14 protein-coding genes are annotated in these 17,655 nt (G+C 53.6%); 11 read left to right on the plus strand and 3 right to left on the minus strand.

Annotated features, from left to right (window positions below; genetic code table 11):
* Window positions 1-45: 45 nt before the first annotated feature.
* Both AC1MEE_RS10560 and AC1MEE_RS10565 read right to left on the minus strand, forming a co-directional pair.
* Window positions 46-1,413, minus strand: coding sequence for a hypothetical protein (locus AC1MEE_RS10560; RefSeq protein ID WP_480415267.1), 1,368 nt, complete (start codon window positions 1,411-1,413; stop codon window positions 46-48).
* Window positions 1,394-4,402, minus strand: a complete 3,009-nt coding sequence (locus tag AC1MEE_RS10565; protein ID WP_480415268.1) for an NACHT domain-containing protein — start codon at window positions 4,400-4,402, stop codon at window positions 1,394-1,396. The genes AC1MEE_RS10560 and AC1MEE_RS10565 overlap by 20 nt, the downstream gene beginning before the upstream one ends.
* 873 nt (window positions 4,403-5,275) lie before the next feature.
* Between AC1MEE_RS10565 and AC1MEE_RS10570 the strand changes: the two genes are divergently transcribed.
* The 4 genes from AC1MEE_RS10570 to AC1MEE_RS10585 all read left to right on the plus strand — a co-directional run bounded on the left by AC1MEE_RS10570 (window position 5,276) and on the right by AC1MEE_RS10585 (window position 10,577).
* The gene (locus AC1MEE_RS10570; protein WP_480415269.1) at window positions 5,276-5,500 is read left to right on the plus strand and encodes a hypothetical protein; all 225 of its coding nucleotides are present in this window, start codon (window positions 5,276-5,278) and stop codon (window positions 5,498-5,500) included.
* Window positions 5,501-5,598: 98 nt separating this feature from the next.
* Window positions 5,599-6,207, plus strand: a complete 609-nt coding sequence (locus AC1MEE_RS10575; protein ID WP_480415270.1) for a hypothetical protein — start codon at window positions 5,599-5,601, stop codon at window positions 6,205-6,207.
* A 327-nt stretch (window positions 6,208-6,534) separates the two neighbouring features.
* Window positions 6,535-8,559 carry an ATP-dependent nuclease gene (locus AC1MEE_RS10580; protein ID WP_480415271.1) on the plus strand — a complete coding sequence of 675 codons (2,025 nt, stop codon included), beginning with the start codon at window positions 6,535-6,537 and terminating at the stop codon, window positions 8,557-8,559.
* Window positions 8,556-10,577 (plus strand): UvrD-helicase domain-containing protein, encoded by a 2,022-nt coding sequence (locus AC1MEE_RS10585; protein WP_480415272.1) that lies wholly within the window; start codon window positions 8,556-8,558, stop codon window positions 10,575-10,577. The genes AC1MEE_RS10580 and AC1MEE_RS10585 overlap by 4 nt, the downstream gene beginning before the upstream one ends.
* A 99-nt stretch (window positions 10,578-10,676) precedes the next feature.
* Here AC1MEE_RS10585 and AC1MEE_RS10590 read toward each other — a convergent pair whose 3' ends face one another.
* Window positions 10,677-10,832, minus strand: coding sequence for a DUF7693 family protein (locus tag AC1MEE_RS10590; RefSeq protein ID WP_480415273.1), 156 nt, complete (start codon window positions 10,830-10,832; stop codon window positions 10,677-10,679).
* 777 nt (window positions 10,833-11,609) lie between these two features.
* Between AC1MEE_RS10590 and AC1MEE_RS10595 the strand changes: the two genes are divergently transcribed.
* The 7 genes from AC1MEE_RS10595 to tnpB (AC1MEE_RS10625) all read left to right on the plus strand — a co-directional run bounded on the left by AC1MEE_RS10595 (window position 11,610) and on the right by tnpB (AC1MEE_RS10625) (window position 17,623).
* Window positions 11,610-12,848 (plus strand): ISL3 family transposase, encoded by a 1,239-nt coding sequence (locus AC1MEE_RS10595; protein WP_480410596.1) that lies wholly within the window; start codon window positions 11,610-11,612, stop codon window positions 12,846-12,848.
* 254 nt (window positions 12,849-13,102) lie between these two features.
* Window positions 13,103-13,438: a hypothetical protein gene (locus AC1MEE_RS10600; RefSeq protein WP_480415274.1), complete on the plus strand. Its 336-nt coding sequence runs from the start codon at window positions 13,103-13,105 to the stop codon at window positions 13,436-13,438.
* 40 nt (window positions 13,439-13,478) lie between these two features.
* Window positions 13,479-13,856, plus strand: a complete 378-nt coding sequence (locus AC1MEE_RS10605; protein ID WP_480415275.1) for a histone-like nucleoid-structuring protein, MvaT/MvaU family — start codon at window positions 13,479-13,481, stop codon at window positions 13,854-13,856.
* Window positions 13,857-14,574: 718 nt separating this feature from the next.
* On the plus strand, window positions 14,575-14,934 hold the full coding sequence (tnpB, locus tag AC1MEE_RS10610) for an IS66 family insertion sequence element accessory protein TnpB (protein WP_480411499.1): 360 nt from the start codon (window positions 14,575-14,577) through the stop codon (window positions 14,932-14,934).
* Window positions 14,935-14,950: 16 nt separating this feature from the next.
* Window positions 14,951-16,495, plus strand: a complete 1,545-nt coding sequence (gene tnpC / locus AC1MEE_RS10615) for an IS66 family transposase (RefSeq protein ID WP_480411498.1) — start codon at window positions 14,951-14,953, stop codon at window positions 16,493-16,495.
* 478 nt (window positions 16,496-16,973) lie between these two features.
* The gene (gene tnpA / locus AC1MEE_RS10620) at window positions 16,974-17,291 is read left to right on the plus strand and encodes an IS66-like element accessory protein TnpA (RefSeq protein WP_480411503.1); all 318 of its coding nucleotides are present in this window, start codon (window positions 16,974-16,976) and stop codon (window positions 17,289-17,291) included.
* Window positions 17,288-17,623, plus strand: coding sequence for an IS66 family insertion sequence element accessory protein TnpB (tnpB, locus tag AC1MEE_RS10625; RefSeq protein WP_480411502.1), 336 nt, complete (start codon window positions 17,288-17,290; stop codon window positions 17,621-17,623). Before tnpA ends, tnpB (AC1MEE_RS10625) begins: the two co-directional genes overlap by 4 nt.
* Window positions 17,624-17,655: the final 32 nt, after the last annotated feature.

Here is a 17,655-nt window from a genome sequence, read left to right on the forward strand (position 1 = left end):
TCCTGCACAGCCCTGGCCCCATGGTTGAGCCCTATCCGAAATATGTCATGTTGCCGACGCGTTGGGTTTTCCCGCCCGCCGCCTGGATGGCGTCTGTGCGGCCACTCCACGTTTTGTCAGGTCAATTCCGATCACCTTGATATCTTCAATTTCGGAAAAATGAGGAGCAAGCTGCGTCCAGTGTTGTTGCAATTGCTCAACAAGAGCCTCGAAGCTAATGGCGATCCGACCGTTGCCCAGAACCCAACTCATCCCAGGCTTCATGCCATGATAAACCAGCAAGAACACGCCATACCTGGAACGTCTATCACGCATGTAATCGCCACAAAGCTGATTCTCAAGACGCTCCAACAGTCGAGCCCCGGTACCTTTATCGGCCAGCTTTAACTCGACCGGTACCTGTGCATCAAATCCATTGCCGTGAAAACGAAGATCAGATCGCTTGGCGTCGGCAAACTCTTCCTCCTGGGGCGTCACAAATCGACCGCGTGCCCGATCCCTGCACCAATTCCCGATGTATTTCCGTATTTCAGTTTCCTGGCTTCTAGGCTGTAGGATAGATGCAATGCTCGAATCTCCGTCCTCAAGCTCATGCTTCAGATCTAAGAGCTGCTCAACTGCAAGATCCCAAAGATCTCGATGGGTTGCCGGTGTACGTTCCTGCCGATCATGGAAGTCGCGCACCTGCTGTGGTGTCCAGGGAGACATGTCCGCATCAAGGGTGGCTTTTTCCTTTGCCTGAAACGCCATCCACGGACGAGCATTGGAAGTAGGGTGATCCTGTGAAATCTCCATCAAGGCAAAGAATGCTTCTTTGCCAGGGGTATCTCGAATGAACGAGAGTAAAGCGTTGCGAGCGTCCTGCGCGTCATCCCGTAACTCGGGAGAGTACACGCCTGAGTTCGCACGCTGAATGTCGTCCTGCTCACGGATATAAAGGTTCATCAACAGATACAGGGCCTTCATGTGCTCAACCGTTCGGTATGCATCCCGCACTGAGCGCCGCTCACGGCGACTGCCTACCAAGGCTGTAATGAAAAGCATCGCAAAACGAGTTCTGTCCACCTCGATCTCTATTGAACTCAATCGCGCAGCAAGCGTTGCGATGGCGGTCTTAGGATCGACACCTACCCACATTGCAAACCACAGTGGCGCGACGGTGGCCTTTTTCGAAGATCTTGCCTTCCGTGCGGCGAGCGCCTTGAGAACGGAGTTGTCCAGTGAGGAACCTTGAAGGATGTTCAATATGTTGCGTAGCTGAATAGGGTTCCTGGGAGTGGACTTCAGCGTATCGATCAGGCGTTGCGCCATACGATCCCACATCCAGTGACCGTTCCAGCTGATGTTGTATAGCACGTAGGTGCTGGCTTCCTTTGGATCGCTGACGATCAGTTCAAAATCTATCTCTTTCATCATGATCTCCACAACCGCCTCGGGGTGAGCGCTGTAGAGATTGGGCAGCCATGCAGGGAAGCCATTGAGCTCGTGCAACGCGTACCGGGTAGCTTGGCTGGCTTGCGCTTGGGAGAAGACCTTCAAGCCAGTGCTCATTCTCCCTGGCTTCAATGGAGAGGCCCACCAGCCCGAATATGACGCTGTATGGTGTGGAATTGGCGGGAGCACCTGCTGAACGAAGCAGCGGCTCGTAATCTCGCCAAAAGCCGACAGCACCATCGCGAAACGCCGATGCGACGGGCTCCCCAAATTCGGGGATCAGGGCCCGCCAGGTTCCTTCACTCCAGTTAGAAGATTGGTTCGAGACTTCACGTAGCCGATCGATTAGGTATATCTGGCTGTTACTCATTATCCCTGGGCGAGGAGGAGAACGTAGCAGTTCAATCTCGGTGTGCAGTCGCTCCTTCCATTGACGCTTGCGTCCTTCCCTTACAGCTGTGTGACGCTCAGATTTTCTCTTCCAGTGCTGTTGCTGCACTTTCCATTCCTGGTCGTCCGCCGGCGGGTTGAGCAGGTGATCGAGCATCGCTTTAAGCGTGTCGTCGTATTGGCATGCCGCCGTGATGCGTGCCAGACGTTCAGGATTATGTTCGCTCCGGTACAACCAGAAAGCCAACGTCAGCGCCACTTGCCTGTCATCAAGCAATTCGCGGGTTGCAATGTAGTCGCATACCACATCGAAATCTGCTTCAGAGAACGACCAAAGATGATCAATAGCGGCAACCTGAAAGAAATTTACAAGCTTTTGCGGAACATGGCTTTTCGAGAACAAGTCCTCGCGCCGGAGAGCGACGTCGCTCCAAAATAACTCATGGTTCAGCTCAGCCCAATTTGCAATGCAGGCACGCAACTCGTCAGTAATATCCCCGGAATTTAACTCGCCCGCCTGCTGAAATATCGGAATGTTACGCAACAGCGAAAGCGTCGATTCGTCAACGACCGACATTTGCCTCCTGCTGATGAGGGAAAGCATGATCTGAGCCGAAGGCGTCGTGAGCCATCGGTTACGCTTGGACACGCGGCTGGGATAGACAGTCTTCCACGGAGGGGTATCCAGGAGCGTGTTGAACTCAGTTACCAGCAGCCCCAACAGAGTGACAGGCCAGTCGGCCACATGTCTGGACAGCGCGTGGCTCAAGGCATCTACATGATACCGCTCCGCAGGCCGGACTCGCCTCATCGCGTCGACAAGCCAAGTGACTGCCTCTTCGTCTGGCGAGAGCCAAGGGATAAGTTCCGCGACCCAGTCCCGATCCAATTCCTCACTTTCTTGCAAAATCGCCATTCGGATTTCAGCGCGATCTTGTTCCGACCCTATAGCCGTCAACGCGCGAAAAGCTGCGATACGCGTGTATTTGGATCGGGAGTTCAATGCAAAGCGCTTGGCTTGTTCGGTTGCTCCGATCATTTGCCCGCGCCAAATCATCGAGAGCAGGAACCAGGTAATGTCCTCGTCATCACTGTATTGGGTAAGCAAGGCGTTGACGTCTTCGGCCAGGTCTGGTGCTGCGAAACGCTTGACCGAGGAAAAGTCAGTGAGCGTCCGACCATGGGCAGGCTGTGCCAGTTGCTCGCAGGCTTGGCGTAAAATATGACTTCGAGTTGTCGCCGGTAATCGGCTTGGGTCGCCGCCCTCGAATATTACTTCCGGAGCGAGGCTGCAGACTCGATCAAGAATGCGTTCGTCGAAAATCGCCAACCAGGAAAGCACTGGGCGCATGGCGGGAATTACGACATCGATGCCATATTGATTGCGGAAAAGCAGGCCTTCTATCTGCCGGCGTGAGGCGCCGCTTTTGATTAGCTCGTGCAACCACTCGGCCGTTAGATACTCTCGCACCGAGCGGTGGTGGAAGCGAACCGTTCCATAAATACCCTTATCAAAAATTGGTCGTTCCAGAAGAGCTTCGCGTTCTGCATCATCCCATTCTATGAGCACATCTCCAATGGCGAGGCCTCGATCGTTGTACGTCCCATCAGGGGTCTGGATGGCTGATTGTTGACACAGTGTTGCCGCGGCTGCGACCAATTGCGCCCCATGCCGTAATTGAGCCGAGGTTATAGGATGAACGCGTAATCTGTCCTGACTGTGCTCTTTCAACCGCCGTTCAATACTGCTCTGCATCAGTTCGAACCGAGAGCCTATGCGCTGGTGAGCGTTCCAGTACTCGATTAACTCGATGAGATCTTGTGGCCGGGTAGTGAGAAATAAAGCATCTTTCTGATCAACCTGATCTTGAAATGCCCTGAGATCTTTGACGTCCATGGCGCGCAAAAAGGCAGTTACTTGATCACCATGCAAATCTTCCAAAGCGAACAGCCTGAATGGCGAAGCTGCCGTTTTACCAGCGCCCGTTTGACTCGATAGAATGGGATCGCCTTCACTTTCCTGCTGCTCACTGACTTCGCTTATCACTGGCTGGAAGGGAAGGCTGGTTTGGCACAGCAACAAGTCAGTTTTTACCCTCCACGCCGTTGTCCGGCCGGTGATCACTATGTGTGCGTGATGCAGGACATTTTTAAGCTTGTGACCGAGCGTTTTAATGGCTACTTCAAAATCCTTGGGGTGTCTCAGGCGGGCCTCATCGACGGAATCCAGAAATAACCATCCTTCTTCGCCGCTTGCCGCCCAGGCGAGGAAATCCTCATGGCTACCCACCTCAAAGGCAATGTCCATGCTTGATGAGATGTGCTCGATCCGCAGAAAAAAAGCAGGCTTACCCTGGTCTCGTAAGATGCGCGCGGTGTTTCGGATTTCCGTTGTTTTGCCCGAGCCTGCCTCGGAAAGCAAAATCACCCGGTGCTCACTTAACAGATCAAGCCAGCGAAGCGCCCCACGGGCGGCAAACAGCTGCGTAAGCTCCGAGTCATCTTTCGCGGAGCGGTCAAACTCCAGTTCGCGGAATGTTCGATCCAGCGGGACAAATTCATCAACCAGCGCGCGCATGTAAATTCCGTTTTTGGGGATATCCGTCCCAGAGTAAACACGAAACTGTTCAAAAATGCCTGTGATGAATGGTCATTTGAGGGGCAGTGAGGTCAGGCGTATTGTGTGAAGCATCAAACCGAATCCGACGCTTGGCCCGCATAAAGTGATTCGCGGAGTGGAAAAGAACCGACCGGGCAAATGAGGTAGGATCACCACAGATGATGTTCAGTACGCAACACCTTCCTATGATCTCGGTCTGTCGAGGTAGCGATGTCCGCTGCAGCGAGCCATCCGAATCACATCGTCGCATGTACTTTATTTCACGCCGTGGGCTAGGCTCCGACTCGTTGAGGCTGACGCATTGTCTTGCTGATTTTCAGCGGTGTTTGGCATCGAGTATACAACTGGAGAAGGGCCCAAATATTGATCACTAACTATTCGGCATCTGACCAAGAACGATTTAATTAGTGAAATAAATCTATCAAATAACTTCAGCCCATAGAGAGACATGATCTACACCTCTCTAAAGAAAAGCATTAAAAATACCTCTCCTGAACGGTAAATATACTAAGTATACAATCAATTTACGTGTAATCCAAGATCGCAACCTCTTGATCTGCAACGACCTGAAAAGTCGTAGACCCATTAAATATACTCAGCATATTTAATTATAATAATTTTTTCACGATTACATTACCGCCAATAATGATTAAAAGGTATCGATCGCCATACCCGATGCAGTAGCTAATATATTCGCCACCTCACTTTTAGCATCCTTGACACCTCATGATCGCGACCTATTATCAGCCTCGCATACAGCAGTGCCTCAATACCAGCATGTCGAGTGATCACCCATGCAGTAGCCCAGATAGCTCATTGGAGACCCAATCGATGACCGAGAATCAAGTCCAAATCGACCACACTATCGCAGATGTTTTCCTGACGACCGACCGCCCGGAAGGGCCACCGCATGTGCGTCCTGCAATGACCACGATCGTGGATAACGTAACCGGAGCTATTGTTGGCGTCCACGTCAGCATTCCAGGGGCGGACGACATAATGATAGTTCCTGAAACCAAGCCCGATGATGGTCCACCCCTTGAACCGCAGCTCTAAGGGAAGATACCTCATAAAAATCCGACTCTGCCAAACTTATTTATTGAACCGAATGACAGGCCAGGGCATACCTCCGTAACAGATACTGGAGAGTTAAGATGACCGCTCACCCTATAAATGCGTACCTGGGTATTGTGAAAGTCGACATATACGTCAGCATGCAGAACAACGCCGTGCGCCCTGAAGTTGCGTACCTGATCGACCTAGATACCGACTTTGTTATTTCGCACGCATTTTCATCGCACAATCAAGGGCATCTCGCAGCAGTGAAAGCAATCGAGCGCGCAAATCGAGCAGTGGATGCATATCCTTCCAGCGAATCATTGAATGCGAATTCAATCTTTCTCAACACCATTACGACTGATTACTCCTTGATGACGCGCCACAAGGCTGTTCGCAACGCTGCAATGAAACTTGGCGTCCAGTTGCGGCATCGCAAACCAAGCCTGTGGGGATGCCACGGTGAGCGATTCGCGGGCTTCCTCCTGCAGCTTGCGACTACTATTGAGATGAGCTCCGACCAACCAGGCAAGTCGCCGCAGTCGCCCATGAGCATTAAGGAGTTTGAGTCTTGGGTCATTAACCAAATCAACAAATACCACAAGACTGATCGTCCCAAACTGGGTGGCGATCCTGGAAAAGCCCGGAAAACACACTACAGCTTTCCGTTTTCGGGAATGCCGCAATCAACCAATGGTTTCCGCTAACGTAGGCATACCTTCTTGAGACCACTTGGCCGTTGGGTCAGCTATTAGGTCTGCTTGATTAACTGCGGCCTACCGTACTATAGGTAGGCCGGCAGTTTGCAGAAGGCAATGAGTCCGGTGCCCGCCGCGTCGTAACACTTGCCACGTTCTTGTCTGTCCCCGCTCTCAACATCCAATCCAACCTACTACCTCAAAATCCAACCTCGAACGCCCCATCTCGACGTGTGCGACCGCTTACGCGATAGTGTCCTGATGTAGCACTACACTATCCAAGTTTCCAGAGGCTGCCTCATATGGCGTCTTTCCTACGTCTGCAAGGAGCGCAAGATGTATCTGTCTGCCCTGTCTATCAAGAATTTCCGCCAATTCGGTGATGTCTCCCCAACGTTTTCCATCCATTTCCATGAAGGAGTCACTGCCTTGGTGGGGGAGAATGATGCCGGCAAGACAGCGGTCGTCGACGCCATCCGCCATGTTTTGCAGACGCGTGACGCTGACTTCATGCGCCTGCAGCCTGAAGACTTTCACATCACCCCAGATCAAGCGCAGAAAAGCGAGATCACACTGGTGTGCCAGTTCTCCAAGCTTTCACGAGCAGAGCAGGGCGCCCTCGCCGAATACTTGACGTACGAAGGCGAAGAGGTTTCTCTCTACGTGTACTGGATCGCCAGGCGTCTTAGTGACTCAGCTGCAGCTCGCCGATGGGTCGATATCTCAGTGCGAACGGGCAAGGATGGTACCGGCCCTACACTGGACTCCAATATTCGACAGTTGCTTGCAGCAGCATATTTGAGGCCTCTCAGGGATGCTGAACGCGAGATGTCGCCGGGGCGCGGCTCTCGCTTGTCACAAATCCTCAGCAACTTCCCAGACATCACCCAGGGAAATGGTCTCGACACAGAGAACCTTCCAGCGAACTTGGTCGACGCAGCCGCCCTAAACCTCGCCGGGATGTCAGACTATCTTCGTCACCTGGTCGATGGGCATCCAGGCGTCAGCAGTGCACAAACGGCTATCAACGACGATTACCTAAAACTGCTTTCACTTACCGGAGAACAGCTGCATGGCCGTATCAACTTTGCCGAGGGTGCCACTGAAGCGGCCAAATTACGCCAGATCTTGGAGCGGCTGGAACTCGGGCTGCTGGAAACCAATACTGGGGCGTCACGCGGAAACTACGGCCTGGGTTCGAATAACCTGTTGTTCATGGCCTGCGAGCTGCTGCTGCTTGGTAAGGAACGGGAAGGCCTGCCGTTACTCCTGATCGAGGAGCCCGAAGCTCACTTGCATCCTCAGCGTCAGCTCAGGTTGATGCAGTTTCTAGAGTCGGCTGCAAAGCCGCCTGAAGACTCCAGTCAGCGCCCCGTCCAAGTGATTTTGACCACCCACAGCCCAAATCTGAGCTCCAAAATTCCGCTCAAAAACCTGGTTCTCATGCACCGGCATCGAGCTTACTCACTGGCGGATGGGCACACCCAACTGAGCACAGGTGATTACCGCTTCCTGGATCGGTTCCTGGATGTCACAAAAGCCAACCTGTTCTTTTCACGCGGCCTACTCATTGTCGAAGGAGATGGTGAGTCTATCCTGCTGCCCACCATTGCTTCGCTAATCGGACTGGATCTGACAGAACATGGCGTCTCGGTCGTCAACGTAGGTGGGACAGGGTTGCGACGGTACGCGAGAATTCTACAGCGCCGAAACCCAGAAAATGGGCAGCTACAAATCCCTACCGCATGCCTCGCTGATATGGACGTTATGCCTGATTGTGCACCGCAAATTCTCGGGCTCGTGGCCGACGACAATGACGCTGCGTGGACGAGTCCATGGCGACGCTGGTACGCCATGAAGCACTTTGGAGCCACTCCACAGCATCAGGCCACCGCCTTGGCAGCCCGGCGCGCCAAGCTGGGCGAGGGCGACGGTCAGTACCTCGCGACCTTCATTGCGGACAATTGGACGCTTGAATATGACCTCGCGTTTTTCGGACTGGCTCAGGAGGTCTATACCGCAGCAACGCTTGCCAAGAATGACGACCCTTTGAACGAGGAACGTAAGACTCGTGAAGTAGTGCTCCATGAGGCTAAGGTCGGTTTCGATAGCATCACCGAGAAATCTCGATCTCAGGAAGAGCTGGCGTCCAGGGTGTACAAGATGCTCGGTGGGAACGTGTCGAAAGCGATCACCGCACAGTACCTCGCTGAGCTGCTGGAAGACGCGGCGCAGCAAGGCAACATGAACGTTGATCAGCTTAGGGCCTTGCTTCCACCCTACATCCTCGCTGCATTGGAGTTTGCCACGACCCGAGTGCCTGATGCGCCTGCCCGTGTAACTGAGGGCGGCCAGGAATGACACCATTTCGCGAGATGGTTGATCCGATCCTTGATGAAGATATCGACTGGGTCTGCGACCTGATGAAGCTCAGAGAACTGGATGAGCCTCGCAGGCTTTTTTTGAAGTCCCTTGATACGCTGGATATATCCGCATGCCCGGGCAGTGGAAAAACCACCTTGGTCGTCGCAAAACTTGCGATCCTCGCTCGCAAGTGGAGGAGTACCACACAGGGACTGTGTATCTTGTCGCACACCAACGTAGCGCGGGAGGAAATTGAGCACCGGCTTGGCGGCACCGACGTAGGTCAACGGCTCCTGCGCTACCCTCATTTCATCGACACCATCCATGGATTTGTCAGTAAGTTTCTCGCCAAACCATGGCTGCTTTCCGCTGGGCATCCACTTACCGCGATCGATAACGAACTCACGCTGAATGCGAGGCGAAGGATCCTCGGAGAATGGCGTTACTCATTTCTTGTGCAGTTTCTGGAACAGCAACGCCTTAGCTTCGAGTCCCTGCGCATCAAAAGCATCAATTTTGACGAGCCCCTTGGCGAGGAGTTCCCAAGCGGGCCACACACCAAATCCTACCAATATGCGACACTGGCGCTCAGAGAAGCGGCCAAACAAGGCTATTTCTGTTACGACGAAATCTTCCTTCTGGGTAGGGCGCTCCTTGACCAATTCCCAACCGTCGCTCCTGCGCTGCAGCACCGCTTTCCTTGCGTCCTGATCGACGAGATGCAAGACACGTCCGAGATCCAGAACGCCATGCTGCGGGACATCTTCCCTCGGAATAATCCCGATATCTGTATCATGCGTGTCGGCGATCCCAATCAGGCGATCTTCGAGCAGGATGATGCGCTCGCTGCAGACAATTTTCCTGACTTGGCGAGATGCGCGGCAATCGCCGACAGCTTTCGACTTGACGCATCAATTGCGACGCTCGCAAGCGCATTCGCCTTCACACCGATCATTCCCAATGGTTTGGTAGGTGCTCGCCTGCTCGACGCAGGAGAGGCAGCAGCACCGCACACCATTTTCGTCTTCCCTGACGACGATACGTCCGGAGTCCTGGAGGCGTACGGTCAACTAGTGATCCAGCACCTGCCTGCAAAGCTCATCTCTAAAGCGCCTGTCACGGCCTTGGGCGCGGTTCACAAACTGATTGACCCGGCTGAGACGAAGGCCAAGCACTTTCCGAAAACCGTTCCCCATTTTTGGGATCAGTATGTGCCGAGCGCGAGCAGGACAAATTACCGTCCCGCCACCTTGATCGAGCATTTCCATTACGGGAGACAAGCAGCCGCTGTCGGCAGCACAGCACGCCAAGGTCTGGAACACATCGCGGCGGGGATTGTTCGCCTGGCCAACCTGCTTACGCCTCCAGTCCCTTTCAGAGGACGTGGCCGACTTCATCAGCATCTGGAAGAGATTCTCGCTGCTCACTCCGAGCAGCGGTACAACTACCGCAGGCTCATCACCAACGTCCTATTCACCGGTGAGCCTATCGACGAGGGGAGCTGGGCGCGTTCTATACCGCGACTTCGGGGAATCGCTGCGGTGATCGGAGGAGGCAACGCGCATGCGGTCGAGGCGACTCCATTCCTTGCCTGGACTGCTCAGAGCACTGGCAGTGGTTTTGAGGCCCAACCAGAAGCGGAGGAAGGATTGTCGGCTCCAAAACTTAACCACTACCGGTGCGTTCACAATGGTTCCCACGTCGACATCAAGCTTGGCTCCATCCATATCGCCAAGGGCGAAACACATGCGGCGACTTTGGTGATGGAAACGTACAACCGCACACATTTCCTGCACGCTCTTATGCCATGGCTTTTGGGGAAAAATCAGAATGGTGCCAAGTGCGACAATGCTGCCCAGCGCAAGCGCCTGATGGAGATGTACGTGGCGATGACACGTCCGACCCATCTGTTATGCCTGGCCATCCGTAACGGATCTTTGGGAACAGGCAAGAGTCTAGATCGCACGCTTGCCGCGCTGGCGACGCAAGGGTGGCAGGTTCAGCACGTTAGGTGATGCCTTTATCCGGCCTGGCCCGTTGGCAATCAAAGCAGCAACGAGATCATGGTGCTGTGCAGTCATGGCATGCGGCTTAGAGGCTCTTTAACAGCCGCTTTAACGTCCGCGCTCCCAGGTCGAAAGCAGCGCAACGGGGTCTGTTCCAAAACGATCTCCGCTGACGAACGACCAGCGTCGACCGGCTGGAGCGATGCAGTCTTCGCAGTAATCAAGCTCATCGCAATCGTTATAGATCGAACTGCATCTACCCAACGGAAACGAAATCCTATTGATTGGAATTTACTTAACCCCTAATTTTTCGCTTTTCGATAACAAAGCTGATTGATGGAAATCTACCTGCTCGCGATTGCTTGGACTGAGTACTGAATGACAAATCGGAAATTAAGACTGTCCTTTTATTATAATCATATTTAGATTATCGATGGAGCAGACAGTGGTGGAAGTCCAACTGCTACTGATTGAGCGAGCGTCTGAAGCTTTTGCTGCTCAGACATACAAAACGCGCTTTACGCTATGAGGTTTCGTGCACCTTCATGCGTTTTGAACACGGTTCCTAGCCAATTGATCTGTTTGTATCTAAATACGGGACAGCGTAAATATATCGAGGGAGAGGGCGTTGCTATGGCCCTGGGGGCTACGCTCCGGAGAAGGCGCTACACGACCAAGCAGGCGCCTCCGAAAGATTTCTGCCCGAGCTGAAATTGGTCGCTTAGGGTTATGCATAAATTGGTGAGCGCGAAATTCAGGCCGGCCCTAGCCTGAGAATCAGTTTTCGACCTAGCCTTTGGCAATTTCGAAATGGCGAAAACCGTCCGATGAAATGAATTTCGGAAGGCCTGCACATCGCCAATATGCTGTAAAATCGAGACCTTGTGACATCTCTAGAAAACGATGCCTCCAAGGTCGCCAGTAAGCCGGACTGATCATATTTTGTGAAAGCCTGATGCGTCTTTGTGACTGTTTCCCGGCGGAAACAATCCTCTTTTTTGGGGCTTCACCGTTTTGAGTGGGTAATCTATTCTCCTCCCCATGAGAGATATTGATTTATATGCCCAAATTCTTGGGCTCCAGGCACCGTGGAAAGTGGTCGCAGTTAACCTTGACCGTGCGTTGGGGCAAGTCGTTGTCGGCGTTGGAGTATCTGATGCTGCTGCGTTCACCTGTCCGCAATGTGGCCTGCACGCTTCGCGTTATGACAAACGCAAACGTCGTTGGCGGCATCTTGATACGTGTCAGTTCGTGACCATTCTAGAGGCTGAGGTGCCCAGAGTTCATTGCGCCGAGCATGGCGTGGTGACTGTCGAGGTCCCGTGGGCAGACGCTGGTTCAGGTTTCACCTTGATGTTTGAAGCATTGGTGATCAACTGGATCCAGGAAGCCAGTATTCAGGCGGTCTCGCGTCAACTCCAGACAAGCTGGGGCAGCATTGACCGGATCATGGCTCGCGCCGTCAGACGCGGATTGGCGCGTCGAAAACCGTTATCACCGACCCAGATATGTGTGGACGAGACTTCGTTTCAAAAGCGTCGCGAGTACGTCACCGTGGTGACCGACCCCGCAACGGGTCAGGTCTTGCATGTGGAAGACGGCAATCTCACCCAGAGCCTGGAAGCGTTTTATACGAAGCTCAATAGCGACCAGAAGCAAGCTATTACGGGCGTTTCGATGGATATGTGGCCCGCCTTTATCAGCGCGACCCAGCGTCATATTCCGGATGCCATGCACAAAATAGCGTTCGACAAGTTCCATGTGGCCAAGCTGTTAAGTGAGGCGTTGGACAGAGTGCGTCATATGGAGAACCGCGAGTTGCTAAAGGCCGGCTCCACGGTGCTCAAGAACACGAAATACGTCTGGCTCAAGCGGGCTGAGAACATGACTGAGCGACAACAGGCAACCTTCGAGTCGTTGCGAGAGGGTTCGTTGCGTACAGCCAAAGCGTGGGCGATCAAGGATCTGGCCATGCAGTTGTGGCGAGGTAAGGATCGGGATGAGGTCGAACAACAGTGGAACCACTGGCTGGAATGGGCCTTGAACAGTGGGCTGCCACCGATGTGGAAAGTCGCCAAAACGATCAAGCGACGACTGTGGGGCATCGTCAACGCCATCGTGTTGAACCTGCATAACGGTCATGCAGAAAGCATGAACGCACGCATTCAACGGCTCAAGCAACGCTCTTGCGGGTTTCGAAATCGGGAGCGTTTTCGCAATGCCATTTACTTTCATTTTGGTGGTTTGGATTTATACCCGGAACGTCTCCAAAACTCATAACACCCACTTGATCCGGTGAAGCCCCTCTTTTTTTCTTTAAGTCATTGAAAAAGCAGCATGTCAAAAACCTGACAAGTTGAGCAGGCCGCGTTTTGCTCGACCCATCCTGCTATGCCCTCCCGGTAGCCCTGCGTGAAACCTCAGGATGGTTGAAATGGGCAAAGCACGGCCTTGAGCCCGCGCATGTGGGGCTGTATCTGGGCATTCGCTTGGGCTACACTCAAGCAAGAAACTACTCAGCCCGGTAGCTAAAAATGAGCAGACCTCACACTTACCTAAAACTCCGGAAAACAGAATACGCCTTGGCCAGAATGTTGGTAGAGCTGGACGACTGCAGAGGCGAAGCTGACTTCCAGCTCGACGTAGAATTCAAGAATCAGCTTACCGCGCTGATGGAAGAGTTCGGTTTCTCATCGCAGGAAGCCATCGCGCTCATCTTGGACTTCAATAAATTTAAGTCGGGAGCCGCGCAACTCATCGGCGACGAGAATCAGTTGGCAACTTTCAACAGACTAATAGAAAGTGAATGTAAGTCGAATGTCTTTGAAAGTACAGACGACTTAAGAGAGTTCCTTAGATGTTCAGCCTAGAGATGGATCACCTAAGTTAATCTAGGATAGGATTATTATCATGAGGATGGCATCCAAAATCCTGTCAGCGGGAAAACGGATCACGAGCGAATATGAGGAGCTCAGGGAAGCTTTGCGTGATCCTACCCTCAGAAACGAGTTTCTATTCCTCGCCAAACTGCACAACCTCGCACGTAAATATGACTTCACCCCAAGTGAAGTCGTTCAGTTACTTGATCCAGGCCAGGATGTATCTGCACTTGAACTTAAACCGCCGGTTGAGCGTGGCAAACTCAAGCGACGCGGACGTACAGTCAAGCGTTACAGAAACCCTCACTCCGGGGAGTTAATCGAAACACGCGGGGCCAATCACAAGCAGCTTAAGGAATGGAAGGCCACTCACGGCGCCGATACGGTCGAGAGCTGGCGAGAGGCTTGAGCCTGGGCTAGATCTAAGGTCGTACCAGTTTGCTTTCTGCCTAGATGTCCTTTCTTGGCCAACCTAATCTCTGTCTTCCCGACCTACCTTTTTAAGCCGGCTGAGTAGCTCAATGCAGATACCTCTGGGCTGCAAGACGGGCTCTTGTCTATCTACGTTAATGCCGAGGGGGCGGCTCGCCGCAGACCGACCCGGATAAAACGGCCTGAGCGGCTGCCTGGGGAATCAGGCAGGGGCAGGGGAGTCGTCTGGCTTGCTGCGAGCACTTACTCTCGCCCGATGCTTTTTAGGTGGATTCGATGGTTTTACCCATGCTTGAAAACCTTCTTCGAACTCCGCTGCTCGAATCCTGGGCGGGGCTAGGTTCACGGCGATAGCGGCGCGACGGATAGCGCTGAAGTTCAAGTCCCCTATGTTTTTCAGTGCTTTTAACCTCGCTTTAGTAGGCTCGCGATGGACGCACTCGGACACGATTCGTCGAAGTCGTGGTAGGAACCTTGCGAGGGAGTCGAAGCTATAGGCTGTACCACTAGCAACCTCAGGAAAGAGGTACTTATGCTGACTCCAGTTCTCGTCACAAGACGCCAGATAGGTAACAAGTCTGGATAGGTACGGCTTGAACCGGTCATTCATCGTATCCGCTCCATGAACCCCACATTCCAAGCGGATAGCTGACGGCTGATGCTGTGCTCCCGATTTCCATCAGGAGCCCATCACCATGATGCGTCCCAATGCCAGCGTTGAAAAAGTGTACCTCTACCCAAAGCCGGTAGATTTTCGAAAGTCCATTGATGGCCTAGCTGCGCTGGTCGAACTGGATATCAAGGTCGCGGTGTTTGACCCCGTGCTCTTTGTTTTTCTGAATCGCCACCGTAACCGGGTCAAAGTGTTGTACTGGGAGCGTAACGGCTTCTGCCTTTGGCTCAAGCGCCTGGAGTCCGAGCGTTTCAAAACTTCACCCGATGAGGTGGACGAGGCTATCGTGCTGACCGTCCAAGAACTGAACTGGCTACTGGATGGATTTGATCTCTGGCGCAACCGTCCACACAAGGTTTTAACGCCAAGATTCGTCGCCTGACGGGTATAATCCGGGCATGAATTTGATGCCCGAAGACCTCCCTGACGACCCTGTTCTGCTCAAGCAAATGTTGCTTGAGGCACTCAGTCGTCAACAGGTAACGGCTGAGGCATACCAGACTCATATCGTCGATCTGAAAGAACAGATCAAGCTGCTGCGCGACCGTTTGTTCGGTCGCAAATCCGAGCAGACCGTTGAACCCAATACCCCTCAACTGGCGTTGTTCAACGAGCCCGAAAGCGAGCCGATGCCCTCAATCGGCGACGCTGACGAAGAAGTTGTTGCTCCGACTTCACGTCGTGGCAAGCGCAAGCCTCTGTCTGCTGATCTGCCGCGCATCGAAGTCATCCACGAACTTCCCGAGCACGAACTGACGTGTGCCTGTGGTTGCCGCAAGCATGTCGTCAGCGAAGAAACCAGCGAGCAGCTGGATATCGTGCCGATGCAAATCCGCGTGATCAAACACATCCGCAAAGTCTACGGGTGTCGTGGTTGTGAAGCGGCGCCGGTCACTGCTGACAAACCGGCTCAGTTGATCGAAAAGAGCATGGCCAGTCCGAGTGTCTTGGCGATGTTGTTGACCACTAAATACGTCGACGGCCTGCCGCTCCACCGTTTCGAAACGGTACTTGCCCGGCATGGTGTGGACATCCCTCGCCAAACCTTGGCGCGCTGGGTCATCCAGTGCGGCGAGCACTTGCAACCGTTATTAAATCTGATGCGGGATCGGTTGCTGGAAAGCCCGGTCATCCACTGTGATGAAACCCGCGTCCAGGTACTTAAAGAACCGGATCGAGACCCAACCAGCCAATCCTGGATGTGGGTGCAAGCCAGCGGGCCGCCGGATCGAAAAGTCGTGCTGTTTGACTACACCTCCAGCCGTGCGCAGGAAGTGCCGTTGCGCCTGCTGGAAAGTTATCGTGGCTACGTCATGACCGATGATTACGCGGGTTACAACGCCTTGGCATTACAGCCCGGAGTGGAACGTCTGGCGTGCATGGCCCATGTGCGGCGCAAGTTTGTCGATGCTCAAAAGGTACAGCCCAAGGGCAAGGCGGGACGTGCCGATATCGCCCTGACGATGATCAACAAGCTGTACGGCATCGAGCGTGAACTGAAGGACGTCAGTGACGAGCAACGATTTATCGGCAGACAGGAAAAGAGCCTGCCGATCCTGGCCCAGTTGAAAAGCTGGCTGGATAAAACGCAGTCCCAAGTGACGCCGCAAAGTGTGCTGGGCAAGGCGGTTAACTATCTTGCCAACAACTGGAGCCGGCTGGAGCGTTACGTGGAGGCCGGTTTTTTACCGATCGACAACAACGCGGCGGAGCGCGCGATAAAGCCGTTTGTGATCGGACGTAAGGCATGGCTGTTCAGCGATACACCCAAAGGCGCTACCGCCAGTGCCCAGATCTACAGCTTGGTCGAGACCGCCAAGGTCAACGGCCGAGAGCCTTATACGTGGCTACGCTATGTACTGGAGCATGTGCCACTTGCGAAGTCGGTGGCAGACTATGAAGCACTGTTGCCTTGGAACTGCTCGCCAGAGATATCACGTTAAACCTGAACCCTAACGTGGGGTGAGTGGATCGAATCGTACGCTAGGGAAGCCTCGACATCCTTTGGTGTACCGCCAAATCCACCAACAGGTAATAGACTGCGGACACTTTTAGAGCTTCCAAGCTCCGGTAAAACTGAGCGTCCCACCCCCGGTACAAGAAACGTCCTACCGCTGGTACAGAACTGAAGTGGCTCCCATAGGCAGAGATAGGGCGCAATTCTGTATTTATGTGGCATAGAAATGGGCCGATTTTCTATTTTTCTGTCACCTAAATAGGCCGTGTCTCTATTCTTGTGCCACTGAAATAGCTGGGCTTGGCATTCTTGTGCCAGCTAAATAGGAAGTGGACTATTTATGTGCCACATGTGCCTGGCAGTCGTAAGGGGCCGGCGAACACACCTTCCGAGCCCGGCCGATAAGGGCGATTGTGTCCGCGTATTTTTAAGCGGACGCAATTACCCTTAACGCCAGGATCGCCATGCGCCAACGTAAGTCCTACCCGAAATCCTTCAAAACCCAAGTCGTCCAAGAGTGCGAACAACCCGGTGTTTCCGTGGCGGCTATTGCGATGAGGCACGGTATCAACGCCAATGTCGTTCGCCGGTGGATACCGCTTTATCGTGATCAACAGGCAGTCGCGCTGCCAGCCTTCATTGCTTTGAAAGTCGAACCAAAACGAAAGACCGAAGCGTCGGCGATCATTGAATTACCGCTCGGTCAGCAAACGCTCACAGTGAAATGGCCAACTTGCGATCCCGAAGGGTGCGCCCGCTTCATCCGGGGGCTTGCCCTGTGATCCGCATCGATGCCATCTGGCTCGCCACCGAACCGATGGATATGCGAGCGGGTACCGAGACTGCGCTGGCCAGAGTGATCGCGGTGTTTGGTGCGGCGAAGCCGCACTGTGCTTATCTGTTCGCCAATCGCCGCGCCACTCGCATGAAAGTGCTGGTGCATGACGGCTTCGGAATCTGGCTGGCTGCTCGCCGGTTGAACCAAGGCAAGTTTCACTGGCCAGGCATTCGCCATGGCTCTGAGATGGAGTTGGATGCCGAGCAACTTCAAGCCTTGGTGCTGGGCCTGCCATGGCAACGCGTGGGTTCCGGCAGCGCGATCACACTGCTTTAAAGGCCACCATTAGCCTATCGGTCTATCGCTGT

The sequence above is a fragment of the Pseudomonas sp. ASL3 genome, assembly GCF_056680425.1.